This window comes from Arthrobacter sp. PM3 (assembly GCF_003352915.1).
Classification (GTDB): Bacteria; Actinomycetota; Actinomycetes; order Actinomycetales; family Micrococcaceae; genus Arthrobacter.
Window position 1 is genome coordinate 1,388,242 of sequence record NZ_CP022314.1, and the last position, 22,737, is coordinate 1,410,978.

The 22,737-nt window shown below is 68.5% G+C and carries 18 protein-coding genes; 3 read left to right on the plus strand and 15 right to left on the minus strand.

From position 1 onward, the window contains the following. Window positions 1–14: 14 nt before the first annotated feature. Window positions 15–590: a hypothetical protein gene (locus CFN17_RS06440; RefSeq protein WP_222612661.1), complete on the plus strand. Its 576-nt coding sequence runs from the start codon at window positions 15–17 to the stop codon at window positions 588–590. Window positions 591–748: 158 nt separating this feature from the next. Here the strand turns inward: CFN17_RS06440 and CFN17_RS06445 are convergent, their stop codons facing one another. From CFN17_RS06445 to CFN17_RS06515, 15 genes are all read right to left on the minus strand, one after another. Next, window positions 749–1,840, minus strand: coding sequence for a glycosyltransferase family 4 protein (locus CFN17_RS06445; protein WP_222612662.1), 1,092 nt, complete (start codon window positions 1,838–1,840; stop codon window positions 749–751). Further along, window positions 1,833–2,978: a glycosyltransferase gene (locus CFN17_RS06450; RefSeq protein ID WP_208750552.1), complete on the minus strand. Its 1,146-nt coding sequence runs from the start codon at window positions 2,976–2,978 to the stop codon at window positions 1,833–1,835. Before CFN17_RS06450 ends, CFN17_RS06445 begins: the two co-directional genes overlap by 8 nt. Before the next feature lie 375 nt (window positions 2,979–3,353). Beyond that, on the minus strand, window positions 3,354–4,664 hold the full coding sequence (locus CFN17_RS06455) for a M18 family aminopeptidase (RefSeq protein ID WP_208750555.1): 1,311 nt from the start codon (window positions 4,662–4,664) through the stop codon (window positions 3,354–3,356). Window positions 4,665–4,958: 294 nt separating this feature from the next. Next, complete coding sequence (locus CFN17_RS06460) at window positions 4,959–6,461, minus strand: amino acid permease (RefSeq protein ID WP_261792393.1); 1,503 nt, start codon at window positions 6,459–6,461, stop codon at window positions 4,959–4,961. A gap of 285 nt (window positions 6,462–6,746) precedes the next feature. Further along, window positions 6,747–7,394, minus strand: a complete 648-nt coding sequence (locus tag CFN17_RS06465; RefSeq protein WP_395926858.1) for a response regulator — start codon at window positions 7,392–7,394, stop codon at window positions 6,747–6,749. Between the two features lie 16 nt (window positions 7,395–7,410). Next, complete coding sequence (locus tag CFN17_RS06470; RefSeq protein ID WP_208750558.1) at window positions 7,411–8,832, minus strand: sensor histidine kinase; 1,422 nt, start codon at window positions 8,830–8,832, stop codon at window positions 7,411–7,413. 30 nt (window positions 8,833–8,862) lie between these two features. Beyond that, complete coding sequence (locus CFN17_RS06475) at window positions 8,863–9,753, minus strand: ABC transporter permease (protein WP_208750560.1); 891 nt, start codon at window positions 9,751–9,753, stop codon at window positions 8,863–8,865. Between the two features lie 3 nt (window positions 9,754–9,756). Then, entirely contained in the window at window positions 9,757–10,698 is a 942-nt protein-coding gene (locus tag CFN17_RS06480; RefSeq protein WP_208750561.1) for an ABC transporter ATP-binding protein, read from the minus strand. A 163-nt stretch (window positions 10,699–10,861) separates the two neighbouring features. Beyond that, window positions 10,862–12,358, minus strand: coding sequence for a bifunctional phosphatase PAP2/diacylglycerol kinase family protein (locus CFN17_RS06485; protein ID WP_208750563.1), 1,497 nt, complete (start codon window positions 12,356–12,358; stop codon window positions 10,862–10,864). A 121-nt stretch (window positions 12,359–12,479) separates the two neighbouring features. After that, a complete protein-coding gene (locus CFN17_RS06490) occupies window positions 12,480–13,682 on the minus strand; it encodes an MFS transporter (protein WP_208750564.1) in 1,203 nt (400 codons plus the stop codon). After that, the gene (locus tag CFN17_RS06495) at window positions 13,679–14,452 is read right to left on the minus strand and encodes a DeoR/GlpR family DNA-binding transcription regulator (RefSeq protein WP_208750570.1); all 774 of its coding nucleotides are present in this window, start codon (window positions 14,450–14,452) and stop codon (window positions 13,679–13,681) included. Before CFN17_RS06495 ends, CFN17_RS06490 begins: the two co-directional genes overlap by 4 nt. Before the next feature lie 196 nt (window positions 14,453–14,648). Further along, entirely contained in the window at window positions 14,649–16,331 is a 1,683-nt protein-coding gene (locus tag CFN17_RS06500) for an ABC-F family ATP-binding cassette domain-containing protein (protein WP_208750572.1), read from the minus strand. 170 nt (window positions 16,332–16,501) lie between these two features. After that, a complete protein-coding gene (locus CFN17_RS06505; RefSeq protein ID WP_208750573.1) occupies window positions 16,502–18,517 on the minus strand; it encodes a penicillin-binding transpeptidase domain-containing protein in 2,016 nt (671 codons plus the stop codon). 85 nt (window positions 18,518–18,602) lie between these two features. Then, complete coding sequence (locus CFN17_RS06510) at window positions 18,603–19,259, minus strand: response regulator transcription factor (protein ID WP_208750574.1); 657 nt, start codon at window positions 19,257–19,259, stop codon at window positions 18,603–18,605. Further along, window positions 19,256–20,605, minus strand: coding sequence for a sensor histidine kinase (locus CFN17_RS06515; protein WP_208751372.1), 1,350 nt, complete (start codon window positions 20,603–20,605; stop codon window positions 19,256–19,258). The genes CFN17_RS06510 and CFN17_RS06515 overlap by 4 nt, the downstream gene beginning before the upstream one ends. A gap of 236 nt (window positions 20,606–20,841) precedes the next feature. On the opposite strand from CFN17_RS06515, the gene CFN17_RS06520 reads away from it, so the two are divergent. Together CFN17_RS06520 and CFN17_RS06525 are read left to right on the plus strand one after the other, a co-directional pair. Further along, on the plus strand, window positions 20,842–21,939 hold the full coding sequence (locus tag CFN17_RS06520; RefSeq protein ID WP_208750575.1) for an ABC transporter permease: 1,098 nt from the start codon (window positions 20,842–20,844) through the stop codon (window positions 21,937–21,939). Window positions 21,940–21,982: 43 nt separating this feature from the next. Continuing rightward, a complete protein-coding gene (locus tag CFN17_RS06525; protein WP_208750576.1) occupies window positions 21,983–22,735 on the plus strand; it encodes an ABC transporter ATP-binding protein in 753 nt (250 codons plus the stop codon). Window positions 22,736–22,737: the final 2 nt, after the last annotated feature.

Sequence of the window (22,737 nt, forward strand, 5' to 3'; positions counted from 1 at the left end):
TCATGATGCTCCCGGTGACTTTTGCCGCCAAGGGTGTGGAAGGAGTGTTTTACAGCCGCGCGGATGTACTCTTCCTGCCTCCGTCAGCGCTTTTTGGCGGGAATCTCCTCCAGGCAGATCCAGCCCAGACGCTGTCATTTGCCGCCATCATCGAACACCGAATCAATGCCGAGCAGCCCAGCACCGCTCCACGCAGCACATCGGCACCCCTGTACGGAACGGGCGCCCGAAACACCCACGCCGTGTACATTCCCAGCTCCGGCGGTCAGTGGCAACTGAGTTTTAGCCGGCCAGTGATCACCGTGGAAGTTGTTGCCGACTCCGCTGAAGCAGCCACCAAAATGCTCAATCAACTCGTGGGAAGAATTTCCGACCTGTCGTCGCAAACCCAGACGGACAACGGCATTCAAACAGCTGCCCAGATAAGTACCGAACTATCTCCCGGACTGCCTTACGTGACCTATGTTGCCGTGCGCAATGATCGGGCGGTCGGTGCCCTCGTCCTGCTGACTCTCGGGCTTGCCGTCGGCATTCCGTTGGTCACGGAGCACTTCACCACGAGCCGCAGGAAACCGGCCCTTCGCATCTAGGCAGGGTGGAGTGTGATCGCGCGGAAGGGGCCGGTGTGCCTGGCGGCGAGTAGGCGCCTCGTTGCGCGAGGGCGCGATCGGACGGAACAGCTCACAGGACGGAACAGCTCACAGGACGCTGCAAGGCAGGGCCCGCCGGTTCCAAATTAGTCAGGGCTTCAAGACCCCATCGCAGCATTTGCTATAACCCGGTTAATGCCGTCGCTGAAAATGCGGTTGTCTTTGTCCCGCTCCACCAACAAGCGGCCTGCCGCTCCCATTTTGTCGGCCCTCGCAGGATCGTTCCACAGCGAAACAATGGCCGCCCGCAACGCCTCTACGTCCCCCGGAGGAACCCAGAGACCCTCGTGTCCTTCAGTAAACGCACCCCGTTGCCCCTCCACATCAGAAACAATTACCGGCCGGCCCATTGCCCACGCCTCATTCATGCACGTGATGCCGTTATCACTGTTTGTGGGTTTGAGAGGAACAACCACCAGGCGGCACTTAGCGTACATGGCCCGCAGCTGGGAAGGCGGCATTATGCCAAACGTTACATTCGCCGGAATTCTTTCCTCGGCATCGAATTCTCCGGATGCAGAGTTCCACCAGTCCTGCCGTGACGTATCCAGGGCGCCGGCAATATGACAGGGAATATCCAGCCCCTCCAAGGCCTTCACAAGAGTACGGTAGTCACGCATCTCACCGCCAGCGGCGCAAACCATGGAGCGCTCAGGAGTCTGACCGCGCCCGCTCCAGAATTCAGAGTCGGTTGTCCACGGCAAGCCGATAAGCTTTTCCGCTGGAACGCCGAGTTCGATTTCCGCAATCTCGCGCTGGGTTGCCGGGGGCAGGATTATTTTGGATATTCTGCTATGCACCAGTTTAAGCAATCTGGCCTTCTTGGGCTCAGAAATTCTGGTGAAGAGAGCTACGATCGTCATGCGTCGGAATGTCACCTTGAGCAGCAGGGCCAGCACGAGCGCAACATTGGCAACGCTCCAAAAGAAGACAACATCATATTTTCGTCCCGTTCGGTATACCTCCAGGACTTGGACAACCCACATCGGCAATCGCTTATAGATCGATCGCCGCCATTTGGGCGGATTAGTTTGAAGGCGCTGGTCCAGATACTCCACTTCAGCGTCGATATCATGCACCCAGCTGCGCGGAATGGTCCCTCCACGTTCCAACTCGCGCAAGTCTTCGAGGTATGGCGGAAAGAATAATGAGTTTGGCACGAGCAACACCCGCAGTTTTTTGTCATCCATCAGATCTGCCACCTCCGGACACGGTTTTGGGCCCTCCTGCCGTCATCGAGTCCAGCGATACTTCATCACGTTGGGGTGCCTGCGTGACGATTCCCGGTCGTCTCGGGCCACGCGACCGGAAACTCCGCAGCTGGTTCGGACCCCGCAAGACTGGCACGGCCGGAAACGCCTTTGCGGAACTCTCTCCAGTCGATTTGTGCGGCTCCAGGCCGGCCGCTTCTTCAAGCACTGCATCACCGCTGTCCGACAGATCAAGGGCCCTGCCGAGGCCCCTGCTAAGAATTTCCCGGGCGAAGTACTCCTGGTGGTCGTCGACATGCTCACCGTTGTGCGCCGACCGAACAGCCAAGACAGGCACGGCGCCGTTGTCCAACGCCTGCAGGACAGAACCCACACCCGCGTGGCAAACAAAAGCGTCGGCCTCCCTTATGAGTTGCCCCATCTCCGTCCAGGGCAATTCACGGTGTGCCGCTCCGGGCAGGTCATGGCGTGACGTGGCTCCGAGCTGCCACGTCACTGAACAATCGTCGGGCAGGATTGCCTTCAACGCATCGACGGCACGGTCGAATCGGTACGGCTGGATGGTGCCCAGGCTAACCAGGACATTCCTGACCGGCGTGCCGTCGCCCCGAGACCGGACTTCCCAGTTGTCCAGCACGGATCCTGCGTATTTCCACCGGTCATTCGCCCAGCGTTCATATTGGGTGTAGGTCCGCACGGCGGGAAACAGGCCAAGGATCCTGCCCGTGGTCGACGCCGCATGTGTTCTCGTCAAACTCTCCACATAAAGCGCTCGGACACCCATTGCGGAGGCAAGCGGCAGGAAGGAGACGGCTACTGCGGCTCCGGTGCTCACGACGTAGTCGAATGACCCCCTTCGAAGAATTCTGTATGCGGTCACTAGCGTGCGCAGTGTGCCCAGCGCATCCCGGGTTCCAACGGGGGAAATGAAGCGCACATTGTGGCCGGCAAGCATGGACCGCGCCTGAGGGGTATCAAAGGTGACCCACGTGGATTCTGTATCTGGACCCGGGTACAGGTCGGCAATCTTCTTCAGTTCGGCCAGGTGTCCACCGCTTGAAGATACCCATAAGACACGTTTTCCCGGCGCGATCAATGCGCCCAGTGTGGCCGTCACGATCGTCCAGTCCCAAAACGGGCCAACGAAAGCCGTTTGCGGGAGATACGTTGCAGTGCAGACTTCATTTCCGGCTCCATCACTCGCGGCACAGCCACGCAGCGGCATGATCCGGGGGTCTGCACTCCCCCTTTTCCTGCCAGCGGTACCGGCTTCCGGCACCTGCTGTCGCGTTCCGTCCGTTGATACAGCTGTCCCGCAGGTGGTGAGACGGTGAGTCTCTACGCCATGCGGCCCGGAACCATGAGGCCGCATGCCCGCGGGGCATCCGTATTTTTTTCAACCGTAGGCATGGCCGTCCGCATCCGCTAGACGTGCCGGTCGACTATGTGGCTATCCGCACCAACTTTGTGGTGCGGACCAGACCCCGGACCTTCACGCCGCCGTGCGGAAGAACAGCTCGGTCACCTCCGCCAGCCGGCGCGGGTCCTCGACGCCGCACAGTTCGCGCGCCGAGTGCATCGACAGCAGCGGCACCCCGACGTCGACCGTCCTGATCCCCAGCCGGGTGGCCGTGAGCGGGCCGATCGTCGAGCCGCACGGCATCACGTTGTTGGAGACGAACTCCTGGTACGGAACGCCGGCCTCGGTGCACAGCCGCGCCCAGTAGGCGGCACCGGCGGCATCTGTGGCGTAGCGCTGGTTCGCGTTGATCTTCAGCAGCGGCCCGCCGTTGAGGACCGGGCGGTTGGCGGGATCGTGCCGCTCCGGGTAGTTCGGGTGCACGGCATGGCCGGCATCCGCCGACACGCAGAACGACGCCGCGAACGCCTGCCGCCGCTGGCTTGCCGTGGCGTCGAGCCCGTCGGAGATCCGCACCAGGATGTCTTCAAGGACAGGCCCGCACGCACCGGACCTCGACGCCGAGCCGATCTCCTCGTGATCGAAGGCGGCCAGCACGGCGATCGGCGCCTCTTCCGGCAGCGGTGTCCCGGCGTGCGCGATCAGCGCTGTCAGCCCGGCGTGCGTCGCGGAGAGGTTGTCGAGCCTGCCGGAGGCGAAGAACTCGCCCTTCGCACCGAACACCGCCGGAGCCTGGGTGTCGGCGATGACGATGTCGTACCCGCCGATCTGCGCCGGGTCCACCGCGGCGCCAGCGACCCGCGCCGCGAGCAGGCCGAGCAGGTCCTCGGCGGCAGGATCGCCCAATCCGAACACCGGGTTCATGTGCTGCTGCTTGTCCAGGGCCAGCCCGTCATTCACTGCCCGGTCCAGGTGGATGGCCAGCTGCGGGAAGCGCAGCAGCGGGCCGGTGGCCGTGAGGTGCTGCGTGCCGTCGCGCATAACGAGGCGGCCGGCGAGCTGGAGTTCGCGGTCCAGCCAGGAGTTCAGGAGCGGCCCGCCGTAGACTTCGACGCCGGCCTGGAGCCAGCCGAACCTGCCAGTGGTGGGCTTCGGCTTGAGTTTGAACGACGGCGAGTCCGTGTGGGCGCCGAGGATGTTGAAGCCGGTGGTCGCGCCGGCGCCGGCGGGCAGCACCCAGGCGATGAGCGCGCCGTCGCGGATCACGTAGAACTTGCCGCCCGCGGCGGATGCCGGCCAGGGCAGCAGTTCATCGAGTCCCGTGAAGCCGGCCGCGTCGAGCCGGCGTGCCGCCTCCCGGACGGCGTGGAAGCTCGACGGCGACGCGCTGACGTAGGCGCCGAGGTCCTGGATGTGGTCTGCGGCAGTGCTCGGTGTTGGCATGGCTTCGAGTCTAGCCCGGCCCGCGACGGCCCGGACCCTGACGCTGAGGCCCGCGGCGGACGCGGACATGCCCTCCCTCCGCGCCGAAGAGTGGACATGAGGGCACTATGTCCAGTGCTGGGCGTCGGGGGAGGGCATGTCCCGTGGTGAGGGTCAACTCGGGGGAGCATGTCCAGTGCTGGGCGCCGGGGGAGGGCATGTCCGGTGGGTGGGGTCAGCGCGGGGGAGCATGTCCAGTCCTGGGCGCCGGGGGAGGACATGTCCCGCAGTACGGCCCCCGCGGGGTGCGGGATCCTACGCCTCGGTGCGGGCCCCCGCGCCGGCCGACCCGGTGCGGGCCCCGGCTGCCTCCAGGTCGGCACGCTTCGCCGCGGCCCCGCCCACAGCATCCGAAGCCCGCCCGGCGGGAGCGGCGGAAGCAGCACCCGCCGCCGGGGCGGCCGCTGCAGCGCCGTTCCTGCGGTACCGGAAGACGCCGATCCCCACCACCACGGCGGCGAGGGCCAGCGAGAGCACCAGCGATTCCCGCGTGGATTCCAGGATCACCATGCCGATCAGGAGGGCGACGATGCTGCCGATGGCCACCCAGGTCAGGTACGGGAAGAGCCACATCTTCAGCTGCAGGTCCTTGGCCGCGGCGCCCATGCGCCGGCGCAGCACCAGCTGGGAGGCGGTGATTACGAGCCACACAAACAGGGCGATGGCTCCGGAGGTGTTGACCAGGAACAGGAAGACGGTGTCCGGGGCGATGTAGTTCAGGCCCACCGTGATGAAGCCGACCACCGTGGAGGCCAGCACCGCGGCGGAGGGCACGCCGGTCTTGGAAATCCGCATCCAGGACCGGGGTGCATCCCCGCGCCGGGACAGTGAGAACAGCATGCGGCTGGCGGTGTAAAGGCCGGAATTCAGGCAGGAGAGCACCGAGGTCAGCACCACGATGTCCATGATGGTGCCGGCGCCGGGGATGCCGAACAGTTCGATGACGGCCACGTAGGGGCTCTTGGCGACGGAGGCCGAGTTCCACGGCAGCAGGGTGACCACAATGGCGATGGAACCGATGTAGAAGACGAGGATGCGCCAGACGGTGGACTTCACGGCCTTCTTGACGGCGTCGACCGGGTTCTCGGATTCGCCTGCGGCGATGGTGGCGATCTCGGCGCCGAAGAAGGAGAAGACGACGACGAGGATGCCGGCCAGGACGGCCCCGGGACCGTTGGGCATGAACCCGCCGTTGCCGATCAGGTTGTCCAGTCCGGGCGCCGGGACGCCGGGGATGAGGCCGAGGATCGCGGCGACGCCGAAGATCAGGAACAGCACGATGGCCGCCACCTTGATGGACGCGAACCAGAACTCGAATTCGCCGTACGACTTCACGGACCCGAGGTTGGTCAGCGTCAACAGCACCATGAGGGCCAGCGCCCACACCCACTGGTCGATGCCGGGGACCCAGCGGTGCATGATGGCTGCCCCGGCCGTGGCTTCGATGCCGAGGACAATGATCCAGAACCACGCGTAGAGCCAGCCGATGCTGAAACCGGCCCAGCGGCCCAGGGCCTTGTCCGCGTAGGTGGAGAAGGATCCGGTTTCCGGGTTGGCGGCGGCCATTTCACCCAGCATCCGCATGACGAGGATGACGACCAGTCCCGCCGCGGCGTAGGCCACCAGGATGCCGGGGCCGGCCTGCTGGATCGCCGCGCCCGAACCGACAAATAGTCCGGCGCCGATCACCCCGGCGATGGCGATCATGGACAGATGCCTGGGTTTCAACGATTTTGATAGCTGCTGGTCAGCGTGCATGGAAGCGCCGTCCTTCGTGGGGGTCCAGGGCCGCTCGGATGCCGGCACGGCATGGATTCCATACGGTGCGGCGGGCCACAATGTCGTTTCACCCTAAACGCCGTCGCACAGGGCCCGTCTTGTGCAGTCCTCCAAATGGAGCCGGAACAAACGGGGCCATGCTCCAACATAAAGGCACAGAGAGCAACCAATGTTGCCTCAAGGGCAATTCGGTAATGTGCCTGAAACCACTGCTTCAGAAGCTACCGGCCGGTTCCCGGCTGTCCGGCCTTTTGTGACGCGGTCCTAATAGTCCGCGTTGCTCGGCACCACGAGGCCGGTCTCGTACGCGTATACGACAGCCTGGACGCGGTCGCGCAGGTGAAGCTTGGTGAGGATCCGGCGCACGTGCGTCTTGACAGTGGCCTCGGACAGGAAATACCGGTGGGCGATCTCGGCATTGGAGAGTCCCTCCGCCATCGCCCCGAGCATCTCGGCCTCCCGCGGGGTGAGGTCCTCCAGCAGCGGGTCCCGCGCCGGGCGGGCGGGAACGCCGGCACCGCCGGGGACGCCGGCACCGCGGACATAGGTCTCCAGGAGCCGCTGCGTGACCCGCGGGGCGACGACGGCGTCTCCGCTGGCCACGACCCGGACGGCGCTGACGAGTTCGTCCGGGGCCACGTCCTTGAGGAGGAACGCCGAGGCCCCGGCCCGCAGCCCGGCGAAGGCGTATTCGTCGAGGTCAAACGTGGTCAGGATGATGATTTTGGCCGCGGATCCCGCGGACGTGATGGCCCGGGTCGCCTCGATCCCGTCCAGAACCGGCATCCGCACGTCCATCAGGACGACGTCCGGCGCGAGCTCGCGGACGTGACGGACCGCTTCGGCCCCGTCGGACGCCTCCCCCACGACGCACAAGTCGTCTTCACCCTCCAGGATGAGGCGGAACCCCATCCTGAGCAGCGGCTGGTCATCGACCAGCAGAACGCGAATCGGTGGTTTGTCGGCCACTGTGCCCCCTCGTTTGCGTTGCAGTGTCTGAAGTGTCTTCAGTGTCTTCAGGTTCTTCATGGCAGTTCAGCTCGGCGTGCACCCGCCAGCCGCCGTCGCCGGACCGTCCGGCGTGCACGGTCCCGGCGTAGATGCGGGCCCGCTCGCGCATCCCGGCGATTCCTTGCCCGGTGCCGGGGGATGCCGGGGCGCCGCCTGCGGTTGCGGCGGAGTCGACGGTGCCCCGGCCGTCGTCGACGACGTCGATGGTGACCCGGGACCCGTCCCGGAGAATATGCACATCTACCCGGCTAAGCGCCCGGCCGTAGCGCAGCACGTTGGTCAGCGACTCCTGGACGATCCGGTACACGGTCAGCTGGAACGCCGCGTCCGCGGGCAGCGAGGGCCCGGTGTGCGTGTAATGCAGCGGCAGGCCCGCGGTGCGGAAGCCCTCCAGCAGCTTGGTCAGGTTGCCGCCGGCCACCAGCGGCTCGCGCGGGGCATGTCCAGCGGCGCCGGCGTCGTCGCGCAGCACGCCCAGGACGCTGCGCATGTCCGCCAGTGCGGTGCGCCCCGTCCGGGACAGTTCCGCGAGGACGCCCGCGGCGCGCCCGGGATCTTTCCTGACCACGACGGCGGCGCCGTCCGACAGGCTGATCATGACCGTCAGCGAGTGGGCCACGACGTCGTGCATTTCCCGGGCGATCCGGTTCCGTTCGGTGACCGAGCCCAGTTGCCGGGCCCGGGCGGCCCAGGCCGCAATTTCGTGCTCGTGCTCGCGCCGCTGCCGGACCGAGATCCCGATCCCGGCGGCGATCACATTGGACAGGGTGATGCTGATGGCGGCTGCGATGCTCGCCACCAGCTGGAAGTTCTCCGGGCTGCTGACCGCCATGTCCGGAAGCCTGCCGTCGAGAGGTCCGACGGCCAGCGTGAAGTACAGGAGCACCAGCGGGGCCGTCGTCAGGGCCAGGGCCGCCACGGTGAACCGCCGGGTGCGGACCAGGGCCACGGAGTACAGCGAAAACCAGAGCCCGGCGGAGACATTGGATCCCCAGGGATGAAGGAACGTGGCGGACAGTTCCAGCGACGCCACGGCCGCCGCCACCAGCACCGGACGGGTCCGCCGGAAGAGCAGGACGGGGCCGGCCGCGGCGAGCAGCAATGCCACCGGCCAGTCGCCGTCGGCAATGGACTCGACCGCCGTCGGCGTGACCAGGACCAGGTAGCAGAGCATCACCAGGACATCCATGACCCGCGGACGGGCGAACAGGTAGCGCCGAATCCGGCCCCGCCGGCGGGCGGTCAGTTCGGCAAGGGACGCGTCAGCCTGTCCGGCCGGCGCGTCCCTTGCAGGCACAGCGTCTATGGGCACTGCGTCCAAGGGCACCGCATCGATCATGCTCCGAGCCTAGACGTTCGGGGCCCCGGCCTAGACGTCCCGCTTCTTGAGCAGGACCGCGGCCAGGACCACGGGGATCACCACCCACGCGCCCAGGACCAGGCCGGCCTGCCAGGCTTCCAGGGTGTTCGGGACGTGTTCCACCGCCGTGAGCGGCTCCACCGTGTTGCCGGGCAGGTACTTGCGGGCCTCCACGAAGAAGTCGCCCGGAATGAGCTGGAAAGCGATGGGCGCCACGAAGAACAGGCCCACCAGGCTCATGATGCCGCCGGCGGAGTTGCGGATCAGCGTCCCCAAGGCCATGCCGATCGCCGCGACGGCGGCCACGTAGATGCTGTTGACGATCAGCAGCTTGACCGACTGCGAGCTGCCCATGTCCAGGCCCAGGCCGTAGTTGTCCAGGATCGGCACCGACACGAACCCGGCGGCCAGGGTGGACGCGGCGGTGATGACGAAGGACGTCACACCCACCACCACGAGCTTCGCCGCGAACGCGGGGATGCGCTTGGGCACGGCAGCGAACGTCGAGCGTGCCATGCCGGTAGTGAATTCCGAGCTCATCAGCAGCACCCCGAGGGAGCCGAGGATCAGCTGGGCGAACGCGATCCCGGAGGTGGGGACCCCGACGGCGAGGTCTCCGCCCTGCGCCGCGAACTGGGCGGCCGCCTGCGGGTCCGAGGCCGCGGCCTCGGAGAACTGTCCCGTGCCCCAGGCCGAAAGCGCCCCGAAGCCCACCATGACCGCCACGGTGGAGCCGAGCAGGATCAGGGTGGAGAGCAGGGTGCGGAACTTGATGAATTCGGAGTTGAGGACCCGCGCGAAGCTGGGGCCGGGGCCGGAACTGGTGCCGTTGCCGGTCCGCTGGTGGCCGGTGGCGGCGCCGCGGGGCGAGGGCGTGGATTCAACGGTGGTTGAGCTCATGGCTTACTTGCCTCCGGCTTCGACGGGAACGGCGCCCGTGGTGATCAGCGAGTGGTATTCGACCTCGTCCTTGGTCAGTTCCATGTAGGCCTCTTCGAGGCTGGCCGTCAGCGGCGTGAGTTCGTAGACCAGGACCTGGTTTTCCAGTGCCGCCGCGGCGATCTGGCGGGCGTCCAGTCCCGTCACTTCCAACAGTTCGCGCTCCTGGACCTCCACGGAGACGCCCGTCCCGGCCAGCACCTGCATGAGACGCTCGGGCTGGTCGGTGCGGACCCGGGTGCGGCCCTGGCCCTTGCCGGTGATGATCTCCTGGATCGGGGCGTCCGCGATGATCTTCCCGCGGCCGATCACGATCAGGTGGTCCGCCGTAACAGCCATCTCGCTCATGAGGTGGCTGGAGAGGAACACCGTGCGGCCCTCGGAGGCCAGGTACTTGACCAGGTTGCGGACCCACACCACCCCTTCGGGATCCAGGCCGTTGACGGGTTCGTCGAGGATGACGGTCTGCGGGTCGCCGAGGAGGGCCGCGGCGATGCCCAGCCGCTGGCCCATGCCGAGGGAGAAGCCGCCGACCTTCTTCCGGGCCACCTCGGCCAGCCCCGTCATCTCGATGACCTCATGGACGCGCTTCTTGGGGATGCTGTGCGTTGCGGCCATGGCCAGCAGGTGGTTGTACGCCGAGCGGCTTGTGTGGACGGCCTTGGCGTCCAGCAGCGCGCCGACGTCGCGCAGCGGCGCGGCGTGCTTGGTGAGCGGCGATCCGTTGACGGTGACAGAGCCCGACGTCGGCCGGTCCAGTCCCATGATCATGCGCATGGTGGTGGATTTTCCGGCCCCGTTTGGACCCAGGAAGCCGGTGACCCGGCCGGCTTCGACGGTGAAGTTGACGCCGGCGACGGCGGTCTTGTCGCCATAAACCTTGGTCAGGCCTCGTGCTTCGATCATGGAAGCGATCCTTTGCGTAGCGGGTGGTGGTCCGGGAGACCGCAAGTGCGGGCCCGTCTGCACTCCACGCTACCGACGCCGGCGGCGCATTTCGCCGGTCTCAGGGATGATTCAGGGGCGAATCAGGGTCGTCCGGGAGGATGACATCGTCGGGGACATCGGCTCAGCCAAGCGGCGAGTAGTAGGTCAGCGCGTCACGGCGGACCGCGAAGTCCACCCGCCGCACGCCGGGCATGACTTCGCCGTCGACGGCCAGGACCATGGGGCCGTTTCCGGGTTCCACCGTAATCCGGTCCGTTTCGGTGAGGTGGGTGATCCCCGAGGTCGCCACGGTCCCGGTCAGCACCGCCCAGAGCAGCCGCAGCCGGGCGAACGGCTCGTCGGCCGTGATCATCCGCAGGTCCAGGACGCCGTCGGCCAGAACGGGCCGCACCAGCGGCGCGTGATCGCGGGGGTAGTAGCGGCCGCGGCCGATGTACAGGATCCACAGCCGGTGCCGGACCCCGTTGACAACCAGGGTGGTGGGCGTGCCGGCGGCGAAAGTCCGGAACATGGCCACCACACCGGCCAGGGGCTTGCCCAGGGCGGGCTGCAGCTGCTCCCGGCGGCGCACCAGGTTCGGGTAGAGCCCGATGCTGGCCGTATTGAGCATGCTCAGTTCAAGGCGTTCGGGGCTGTCCGGAAGTCCGCGCTCGACGCTCACATTCCCGATGTCGGCCACGGCGGCCTCCCCGCGCGTCGCGGCCTGCACGGCGGCCTCCAGGGTGGGTGTCCCGGCATCGCGGGCAAAGTGGTTCAGTGTCCCTCCGGGGAGCACCAGGAGAGGCAGGGAATTTTCGACGGCGGCGGCCGCCGCGGTGCCCACGGTGCCGTCCCCGCCCCAGACGCCGAGCGCCACGATGCCCGGCCGGGACGCAACCCGGGCGATTTGCGCCGCGATGTCCTCGCCCTGCCCGATTTCCTGTATATACGCTTTGGGGAATATTTTCTGGAGGGCTTCGACGGTCTCGTCGGCATAGGAGCCGCCGAGGGTGTTGACGGCGATGCCGAGGCCCTGCCCGTCGGGGAGTTCCGGGGCACGGACGGCGCTGCGGCGGGTGTCCGGGAAGGGCGGCCGGACGGGCCACCATTTGCGGGTCAGCAGCGCCGCGCCGGCGCCGATCGCGGAGCCGAACAGGACGTCCGAGGGCCAGTGGGCTCCGGTATGGATCCGGGAGTAGGCCACCCCGGCCGCGACGGGAGCCAGTCCCGCGCCGAGCCCGGGCCGGACCAGTCCGACCCCTAGCGCGAAGGCAACCGCGGAGGCGGAATGGCCCGACGGCATGGAGGAGCTTGTGGGCTGCGGATGGACAAACCGGAAGACCGGCAGGTGCTCGGGCAGGGGGCGCCTGCGGGGCAGGAGGGTCTTGAACACCACGTTCGTCACGGCCGACGCCACGCCCTGGGCCAGGAGCCCGTGAACCGCCGCGCGCCTGGTCTTTCCGGGCACGAGCGCCATCACGCCGGCTATGCCCAGCCAGAGCTTGCCCTTGTTGGCCGCCGCGGACAAGCGGCGGAAGAATTCATCATGGCTGCCGGCCGGGAGGTGGGAAACCGCGCGCACCAGCCGGCGGTCGAAGGCCGCCAGGCGGCCGGGCGCCTTCCTCAGCATGGTTCGCATCAGTCCACCATACGTCCCGACCCGGCCTCCCGGCGGCAGTGCCCCGCGGGAAGTTGCCGGGCCCGGACATGATGCGGCGGCCGGTCTTTACCGGGCGGCCGGTTCTACGTGGCGGACGGTTTCACTTGGCGGCCAGGGGCTTGGCGGCCAGGGGCTTGGCGGCGCCGGCGAGCAGCAGGGCCACGAGAATGGGAATCCCGATGGCCAGCAGGGCGGTCCTGATGCCGGTCACGTCGCCCAGGTAGCCCAGCAGGGGAGGCCCTGCGAGGAACGCGATGTAGCCCAGGGTCGACACGACGGACACGCGGGCCGCGGCCCGCGCCGGATCGTCCGCCGCGGCGGACATGCCCATCGGAAAGGCCAGGGCCGCTCCGACACCCCACAGCGCGGCCCCGGCGGCGGCCAGCCAGATGTTGCCGGCGAACACGAAGAGCGTGAGGCCGGCCGCGGCTGCGGCCATACTGGCGCGGAGCACGGCCACCCGGCCGTAGACATCGATGGCGCGGCCGCCGAAGAACCGCATGGCGGTCATCGCGAGCACGAAGACGGCGAACAGCAGGGCACCGGTGGACTCCTCGGCACCCAGGCCGTCGACGGAGGCCTTGGCGATCCAGTCGTTGCCGGCGCCTTCGGTCAGGGTGGCGCCCAGAACCACGACGCCGATCAGCAGGGTGCGTCCGTCCCGCCACGCCGATCCGCCCTTGGCGGGGGCCTCTTCCCCGGCTGCCGGCGCGGCGGCCGCCTGGTGCGGCAGGAAGAACCGGGGGGCCACCAGGGCCACCACGGCCACGATCGCGGCAATGACCAGCAGGTGGACCGGCAGTCCGACGCCCGCAGTAGAGAGACCGGCACCGATCAGCGCCCCCACAAAGGCTCCGCCGCTGAAGGCGGCGTGGAACTGCGGCATGATGGTGCGCCCGAGCTGGTGTTCGACGTCGGCCCCTTCGATGTTCTGCGAAACATCCCACAAACCGATCCCGATCCCGAAAAAGAACAGGGCAATGGCGGTCGCCGGGACGGAGGCCGCCATCAGGGACAGGGCCACTGCCACGCCGGCCGCCGCGGCGATGATGCCGGCGCCCCGCACGGTATTGGCCGTGCCGATCCGGCCCACGACGAACCCTGCCGTGGGCAGCGCGATGAGCGAACCGACGGCAACGCACAACAGCAGCGTTCCCATCTGGCCCGAGGTGAGCTGCAGGATTTCCGTCACGGCGGGGATCCGGGCGGCCCAGCTGGCGAAGACCAGTCCGTTGATGCCGAAGACCAGGAAGGTGGCCCCGGTGGCGGCTTTGAGCTGCGGCCTGGTTGCGGTACTGGTCATACGATCACGGCTTCCACTGAGTGTTGGGCAAGGAGGGTCAGTTCGTCGGCGCTGAGGGCCTTGTCGGTGACAATGGCATCCACGGCACTCAGCGGAGCAACCAGCGCCATGGCACTGGCGTTCCATTTGGCGCCGGAACAGGCCACGATCACCTTGGCCGCCGATTCCAGGCCGGCGCGCTTCACCGCGGCGTCGTCGAGATCGTGGGCCAGCAGCCCGTCACGGAGGCTCAGCGCACAGGGCGTGACCACGGCGGCGTCAAAGCGCAGCGAGCGGACGTTTCCCTCCGTCATGGGTCCGCGGAAGGACAGTTCGCCCGGAACGAGGCTCCCGCCCGGCAGCAGCAGCTCGGGGCGGTGCCCGGCCTGGCCCTGGTCACCGGCCAGCGCACTGACGGCCTGCAGGGACATTGGCATGATCGTCATGTCGCGCTGTTGCAGGTGCCGGGCGATCTCGGTAGCCGTGGTGCCGCTGTCCAGCCAGAAGCGGCCCCGGTCCTTGAGCATCGCAGCCACCGCGGCGGCGATCCGGACCTTGGCCGCGTGGCCCTCCAGCTCGCGCTGCCCGTAGCCGGGGTTTTCGCCCTGCAGCAGCAGGCTCATGGCTCCACCGTGGACCCGGCGGAGCACGCCATGTCCGGCCAGGATGTCGAGATCACGCCGGATGGTTGCCCCGGAGGCACCGCAGGCGGCCATCAGCTCGTCCACGGTGATCTGCTCGCGATGCCTCAGCAGCTCGCCGATCAGGCGGTGCCGCTCATCAGTATTCATGAGTAAATGCTAGCAGTTGATGATCATTTGATCACTATGTGCGCATTTCGAGCACAGCGGCGCGGGTGCCGGACTGGGCAGAGACCCGCCTCACCCCGGGACGCTCCCTCACTTCCTGCAGTCAATTTCGCTACGCTCCCTCACGGTGTGCGGGAGCGATGGCCGAAAACGTGCAGGACGTGATGGAGGGTCCGGCTCAGCGGGCGCGCTCGACGCGCTTTTCGTCCCAGACCGGCTCGGCGGACTCGTAGACCTTGCCGTCGGAGCCGAAGACCAGGAAACGGTCGAAGGTCCGGGCGAACCAGCGGTCGTGGGTGACGGCCAGGACGGTGCCTTCGAAGTGGTCGATCGCCCGTTCCAGTGCCTCGGCCGAGTGCAGGTCCAGGTTGTCCGTGGGCTCGTCGAGCAGCAGCAGGGTGGCGCCGGACAACTGGAGGAGCAGGATCTGGAACCGGGCCTGCTGGCCGCCGGAGAGGGACTCGTACTTCTGCTCGGACTGCCCGGCCAGGCCGTAGCCGTCCAGCGCACCGGCGGCGGCTTCGCGGCCCAGTCCTGAACGGTGCTCGTCGCCGCGGTGCAGGATCTCCAGAAGGGTCTTACCCAGGAGGTCGGGCCGGACGTGGGTCTGGGCGAAAAAGCCGGGCCGGATCCGGGCACCGAGTTTCACGGTGCCCTCGTGCGGGACCTCTGCGATTTCGACGTCGGACACCGGCAGGTGCTCCCGTTCCGGGTCGGTGCCACCGGTGGCGAGCAGGCGCAGGAAGTGGCTCTTGCCCGAGCCGTTGGAGCCGAGCACGCCGACGCGGTCCCCGAACCAGATCTCGGTGGAAAACGGCTTCATGAGACCGGTCAGTTCCAGCCTTTCCGCCACGATGGCGCGCTTGGCGGTGCGGCCGCCCTTGAGCCGCATCTGCACGTTCTGCTCGATGGGCAGGGCCTCGGGCGGCCCGGCCTCCAGGAACTTCGCCAGCCGGGTCTGCGCCGCGTGGTACCGGTTGGCCATGTCCGACCGGAACGCGGCCTTGTTCTTGTACATGTTGACGAGTTCCTTGAGCTTGACGTGCTCCTCGTCCCAGCGCTTGCGCAGCTCCTCGAAGCGGGCGTTGCGGTCCGCGCGCGCGTCCACGTAGGAGCCGAAACCGCCGCCGTGGATCCAGGCGCCGGCACCGTTGATGCCCGGCTCCAGGGTGACGATGCGTCCCGCCGCGTTGTTGAGCAACTCCCGGTCGTGGCTGATGAAGAACACGGTCTTCTTGGACTCGTTGAGCTTGGCCTCAAGCCAGCGCTTGCCGGGGACGTCGAGGTAGTTGTCCGGTTCGTCGAGGAGCAGGAGTTCGTCGGGGCCTGCGAAGAGGGCCTCGAGCACCAGCCGCTTCTGCTCGCCGCCGGAAAGGCTCGACGCCGGGCGGTGCTGCGCGCGGTCGAACGGCAGGCCGAGTGCGGCCATGCAGACCTCGTCCCAGACGGTCTCGACGTCGTAGCCCCCGGCGTCTCCCCAGTCCACGATCGCCTGGGCATAGGCCATCTGGGTGGGTTCGTCGTCGTGCTCCAGCATGGCGAGCTCGGCCTCGTCCACGGCGCGCGCGGCGGCAGCCAGCGCGGGCGGGGCCGCGGAGACCAGGAGGTCGCGGACCGTGGAGTCGTCACGGACCTGGCCCACGAACTGGCGCATGATGCCCATATTGCCGGAGCGCCCGATCACCCCTTCGTCGGGGACGAGGTCGCCGGCGATGATCCGGAACAGTGTGGTCTTGCCGGTGCCGTTCGGCCCGATCAGCGCCGTCTTGGTGCCGTCCGGAACCTTGAACGTCACCCCGTTGAGCAGCTGGGTGCCGTCGGAGAGGAAGTAGTCGATGCCGGAAACGTCAATATGAGCCACGCGTACAATCTTCCCACGGCAGGACGGGGCCCCGGCGGCCGGTGGTTGCCCGCACGGCAGGAGGGAGCGTCCGGCCGTTCCGTGCGAAACCTGAGGGAGCGTCCGGCCGTTCCGTGCAGAACCTGAGGGAGCATCCGGCGGTTCCGTGCAGAACCTGAGGGAGCGTCGGGTCAGCTGGCCCGGGTGAGGAACTCCTTCAGCAGCGGTCCGGAGGTGGTGGCGCCGAGGCCGCCGTCCTCGACGAAGACGGCGACGGCGAGGTCACCGTGCGTCGCCACGATCCAGGCGTGGGTCTTCGGCGGATTGTCGTTGCCGAATTCCGCCGTCCCGGTCTTCGCACCGACGGGCTCGCCCGGGACGGACGCCAGGAACCCGGCGTGCCCGCTGGTCACCACGGCGCGCATCATGTCGGCCAGCGACGCCGCCTCCGCCGCGGTCACGGGCGTCCCGGCCGCGGGGGCGGGTGCAGGGACGGTGGACGGCGGGGCATCACCGGACGGTGAGGCACCCGATGACGGGCCCGCTGAGGCGGTGCCGGATCCGCCGGCCGCCGGATCCGCGACGCTCTCGTTCGGATTCAGGACCAGCCGGGCCGCCACGGGGGCGCCCTTGGCCACGGAACCGGCCATGATGGCGGCGGCCAGCGGCGACAGCAGGACCTTCCCCTGGCCGATCATCGACGCGGCGTGTTCGGTGCCCTCGGCCTCGCCGGGCACGGAGCCCAGGAAGGCGGCGGCCCCCAGCGCGGGCGCTTCGACGGCGACACCGAGGGAGGTGGCGGCGGATTCGAGCTGCGCCTGGCTGACGCCGTCCCGGGCGTTGATGAAGGCCGTGTTGCAGGAATGCGCGAAGGCGTCGCGGAGGGTCACGGAGCCCAGGGAGGACGCGGGGTAGCCTTCGGCGTTCTTGAAGGTGCGGCCGTCCACGGTCAGGGTTGCCGGGCAGTCGACTTTCGAATCCGGGGTCATCCCGTTGCGGAACATGGCCAGGGAGTCGACCAACTTGAAAATCGAACCGGGGGCGTACTGGCCCAGCATGGCGGTGTCGTAACCGTTGCTGCCGGGTCCCGAGGCTGCGGCCAGGACCGCACCGCTGGAGGGCCGGAGCGCCACGATGGCCGATGCAGGGCCGACGCCGGCCAGGACGTCCTCGGCCAGCTGCTGCAGGTTCGGGTCAAGGGTGGTCCTCAGCGGGGTCCCTGCCTTGATCTTGGTCTCGAACAGGTTCCGGCGCTGATCCGGGGTGGCGGACTGGATTTCCGCGGGGGTGAGGCCGGCTTTCTGTGCCCTGATGACGATGCCGTCGGTTCCACGCAGCTGCGCGTCATACTGCTGCTGCAGACCGCCGGTGCCGGTGGTGTCGCCGGGTTTGAGGGCACCGCCGGACTTCTCGATCTGTTCGGCGTTGGCCTCAGCTGCTGTCCCCAGGAGGGCCCGCGCGAACGTGCGGGTTGGCGCCAGCGGGAGATAGTCCTTGATGGCCCGGCCGCCGGGGATGGCCGAAATCTGTGCGTCCGTGATGGTCCGGGACCCGTCCTCGCGCAAGGTGATGGCCGCAACGAAGGCGTCCGGTCCGGCGGCGGCGACCTGCTGGGCGTAGGCGGCCGGGTCGACACCCACGAGCTGCGCGAGCTTGGTGGCGGCGTCAGCGGGGTCCGCGCCGCCGAGCTTGGGCTTGTCGATGCCGACGTTGACGACCGGCCGGTAGGTGACGAGCGGAACGTCGCCGGCCCCGAGGATGGCGGCACGCTGCGGGGTGTTCGTGGAGCGGGTGAGGATCTCACCATCGGCCAGGTCCGGGGCCAGCATCGCCGGCTTCCACACGGGCAGCCATTTGTCGCCGGACTTCTTCAGCTGCGCGGACACGGTGTATTTCCATTCCTCCGCGCCGACCTTCCAGGTGTAGTTCAGCGGAAACGTGGCCGTGTCCGCCTCAAAGGCCAGGTCCCCGGCCTGCACGGCGGGTTTGTCCGGAGCGAGCCCCTGGAACACCTCTTTGAGCTGTTCGTTGGCGGCGCCGGATTCCTTGCCGTCAAAGGCGACGGCCCCGACATCGAGCGCGGACACGGCGCCGGCAAGCTGATTGGCAGCGTCTGCCGCGCCGGCCCGGCCGTCGCTGCAGGCGACCAGCGAGCCGCCAAGGACAAGGCCGACAAGGGCCAGTGAAAGTTTTGATGAGTTCCCCATGGCGCCATTATGCCCCGAGCCGCCGACATTGCCCTTGTCACAAAGAGGAGCACAAAGCGCCGCAGAGCGCCATCGACCGATGCCGCTAAGGCCGCCTGATGATCCGGCGCCGCGCGGCCACGGCGATGGCGGCAGTGCGGTTGTCCACGCCGAGCTTGCCGTAGATGTGCACGAGATGGGTTTTCACGGTCGCCTCGGAGATGAACAGCTGCTTCGCGATCGCCCGGTTTCCCATCCCGGTGGCCAGCAGTTCCAGCAGCTGGATCTCGCGGGCGGACAGCGCCGGCTCCGGATTCCGGATCCGGCCCATCAGCCGGGCCGCAACCTCGGGCGCCAGCGCCGTCTGCCCGGCGGCGGCGGAGAGCACGGCCTGGCGGATCTGCTCGGGCGGGGCATCCTTGAGCATGTAGCCGCTGGCGCCGGCCTCCACGGCGGCGAGGATGTCGGCGTCGGAATCATAGGTGGTGAGAATCAGCACCGGCGGCGCCGGCTGGCCGGCCTCCCCGGCCCTGATCCGGCCGGTGGCGGTGACCCCGTCCATGCCCTCACCCATCTGCAGATCCATGAGCACCACGTCCGCGGGCTCGCCCAGGGTGTGAAGCCTGGCCAGTCCGGCCAGGGCGGCGCCGCCGTCCGCGGCCTCGGCAACCACGCTGATGCCCTCGAGGTCACCCAGCATGGCCCGCAGCCCGGCCCGGACCACCGGGTGGTCGTCCACCAGGAACACGCGGATGGTGTTCATGTCCGGTCCCCCGTCGCCGGTGCCGGAGCGGAACCGGCCGCTTCGCCCAGCGGGAGCCGGATGGCAACAACCGTGCCCTCGCCCGGGGCGGATTCAATGTCCAGCCGGCCGTGCAGGGCGGCCACGCGGTCGCGCAAGGACGTCAGCCCGTACCCGGATCCGTCCGGCCGGGCGGCCGGGGCGGGCAGCGCTGCGGGATCGAAGCCGGTGCCGTCGTCGTAGATGTCCATCGCGACGTCGGGACCCAGGAAGGAAAGGGTGACGACGGCGGTGCTCGCCTGTGCGTGGGCCCGGACGTTGGCCAGGCTCGACTGTGCGGCGCGGAGCAGTGCTGTCTGGTGGGTTCCGGGGAGCGGCACCGGGACTCCCTCGACGTCGAGGCGGCAGTGCAGCCCGGCGCCGTGCGCGGCGGACTGCGCTTCGGTCTGGGCGCACAGCCGCTGCAGGCCGGCCACGAGGGAGCCGCCCTCGAGGTCGGGGGACTGCAGCGCCCTGACGAAGTTGCGGGCCTCTGCCAGGTTGGCGGCGGCCGTGTCCCGGACAATGCGGAGCCTGTCCCGGGCCACGGCGGTGTCGCCGTCGTCCAGGGCTTTCTCGGCGGCGCGGCCCATCAGGACAATGCTGGACAGGCCCTGGGCCAGGGTGTCGTGGATTTCGCGGGCCAGCCGGGTGCGCTCGGCGAGGGTGCCGGCGTTGTGCTGGGTGCGGGCGAGTTCGGCGCGGGTGCGCCGGAGCTCCTGGGCCGCCAGCCGCTGGTTCTCTGCTTCAAGGAACAGCGCCCGGTACGCCAGTCCCGTGACCACGGCGAACGCCGCGCCGAACAGGGGGCCGAGCACCATGGGCAGCTGCAGCGCCGCGCCGCCCGGCACCGGCGGGCCGGCCCCGCCGTTGTGGAACCAGAGCGCCGCGATGACCACGAGGGTGCTCAGCGCGATGGCCGGCAGCGCCAGCCGCCGCCGCAGCACGTGCAGCTGCAGGAAGAACAGCGGGAACGCCAGCCACACGAAGTCGGCGCTGGCGAGGACCAGCAGCAGCCAGAGGACGCTGACGCCGGCCAGCCACCAGCCCGAATACGGCCGCGGATCGAACCGGGCGTGGTGGGCGGCATGCCGCTTTTCCAGGACGGTCCCGGCGAGGTAAACGGTAGCCAGCAACAGGGCGAGGAGCAGGGTGATCCAGCCCGTGCCGGCGACTCCGCCGGCCAGGAGCCGGATGACGGCCACCAGGAGCAGCACCGCGAAGCCGACGTGAAGGCTCACGCGCAGGACGCGCAGGATGACGGCTGCCCCGGTGGACTCCGCGGAAATCTCGCGGCTGTCTGCGAGGTGTGTGCCCGCTTGTTCCATGCCCGCGTGGTGTCTGCCGTGGACCGGTTTGCCGGCGTCGCCCTCCATGCTTCCAGCGTAGCGCCGGCAGCGCGGCGCCCCCGCGGAAAACGGCCTGCCTGCGCTCGAATCAACCTTTCGGTTGATTCCGCGGCCGTCCGTCCGGTGCCGGTGATCCGGCCGGCCGGCCGATGCCGTCATCCGGGGCGGCAGGAAGGCTGGAAGAAACGCCAATTACGTCACCACAAAGGACAACCATGTATCTCGCCATCCGCGACATCCGCTTCGCCAAGGGCCGGTTCGCCCTGATGGGCGCGGTCGTCGCCCTCATCACGCTCCTGCTCGTCATGCTTTCCGGCCTCACGGCCGGGCTGGGCAACCAGTCGACGTCGGCCCTCGCCGCCCTTCCGGCAGACCAGGTGGTCTTCGGCGCCCCGGCCGGCAGCGAGCCCAAGGCCTCGTTCACGGAGTCGGAGGTCACGCGCGCCCAGCAGGCGCAGTGGACGGCCCGCGACGGCGTCGCCCGCGCCGAGGCCCTGGGAATCAGCCAGGGCCGGTTCCAGGCGCTGGGCGCCGGGGGCCTCCCGGCCCGCACCGCCAGCGTGGCCGTCTTCGGCGCCGACCCCGGCACAGGCCTTGCTCCCGCCCGGCTGTCAGAGGGGGGCGTCGCCGTCGGAACCGGCCTGGCCCAGGAACTGGACCTCAGCCTCGGCAGCCGGGCGTCGGTGGGCGGCACGGAGCTCGTCGTGACGGCCATCGTTCCGGATCAGTGGTACTCACACACCGGCGTTGTCTGGACCACCCTCGCGGACTGGCAGAAACTGGCGCATGTCCGGGACGCGGGCGCCGCAACGGTGCTCGCCGTGACGTTTGAACCGGGGAGCGCCGGCGCGGACGTCGCCGCGGCCAACGCGGCCGCGGGAACAGTCAGCACCACCGTGGACGGCTCCTTCCAGGCCCTTGGCTCCTACAAGAGCGAGAACGGCTCGCTACTGCTCATGCAGGCATTTCTCTACGGCATTTCAGCACTCGTCATCGTCGCCTTCCTGACGGTCTGGACGGTGCAGCGCACCCGTGACATCGCCGTCCTGAAGGCCCTGGGCGGGTCCGCCCGCTACGTTCTCCGCGACGCCATGGCACAGGCAGCCCTGATTCTGCTGGCCGGTGCCGCGGCGGGGGGAGCGGCCGGAGCCGCCGCCGGGGTCCTCGCCTCCCGGGCCGCGCCGTTCCTCCTCACGCCCTGGACAACCCTGCTGCCCGTGGCCGGAATCGTGATCCTGGGCCTGGCCGGCGCAGCCCTGGCCGTCCGCAGCGTCGCCCGCGTCGATCCACTGATCGCCCTTGGCGGCAACTGAGCTCACCAGCACCGCCCTGTACATTCCCAGAAAGGCATATTTTGTGAACCCCGCCCAGAACAATTCCGTTCCTACCAATTCCGCCCTGAACCTTGTCAACGTCACACTGGAGTACCCGGACGGAGACGGCACCCTCAAGGCCCTGGACGAGGTCAGCCTCAAAGTCCGCCCGGGGGAGTTCGTCTCCCTGATCGGCCCCTCGGGGTCGGGGAAGTCGTCCCTGCTGGCCGTCGCGGCCACCCTCGTCCGGCCCTCGGCGGGCCTGGTGCTGATCGACGGGCAGGACGCGGGCAGCCTGTCCGACGCCGGCCGCACGGCTTTGCGCCGGGACAGGATCGGCATCATCTTTCAGCAGCCCAACCTCCTGCCCTCACTGACCGCTGTGGAGCAACTGGTGATCACCCAGCGGCTGCGCGGCGGGACCGCCCGCCAGGCGGCAGAACGCGCCACGGAGCTGCTGGATCTCGTGGGACTCGCCCAGTCCTTGTCGAAGCGGCCACACCAGCTCTCCGGCGGCCAGCGGCAGCGCGTCAACATCGCCCGGGCGCTCATGGGCAGTCCCGCCGTGCTGCTCGTGGATGAGCCGACGGCGGCCCTCGACCATGAGCGCAGCGACGCGATCGTCCGGCTGCTGCGGCAGGTCACGGACGAATTCGGCGTGGCCACCGTCATGGTCACCCACGACACCCACTTTGTCGCGTTGACGGATGCCGTGGCGAACATGCGCGACGGGCGACTTTCCGCTGCGGCGGCACCGGACCGGCGGCTTTCCGCCGCAGCGCCGCGCCTCGGCTAGCG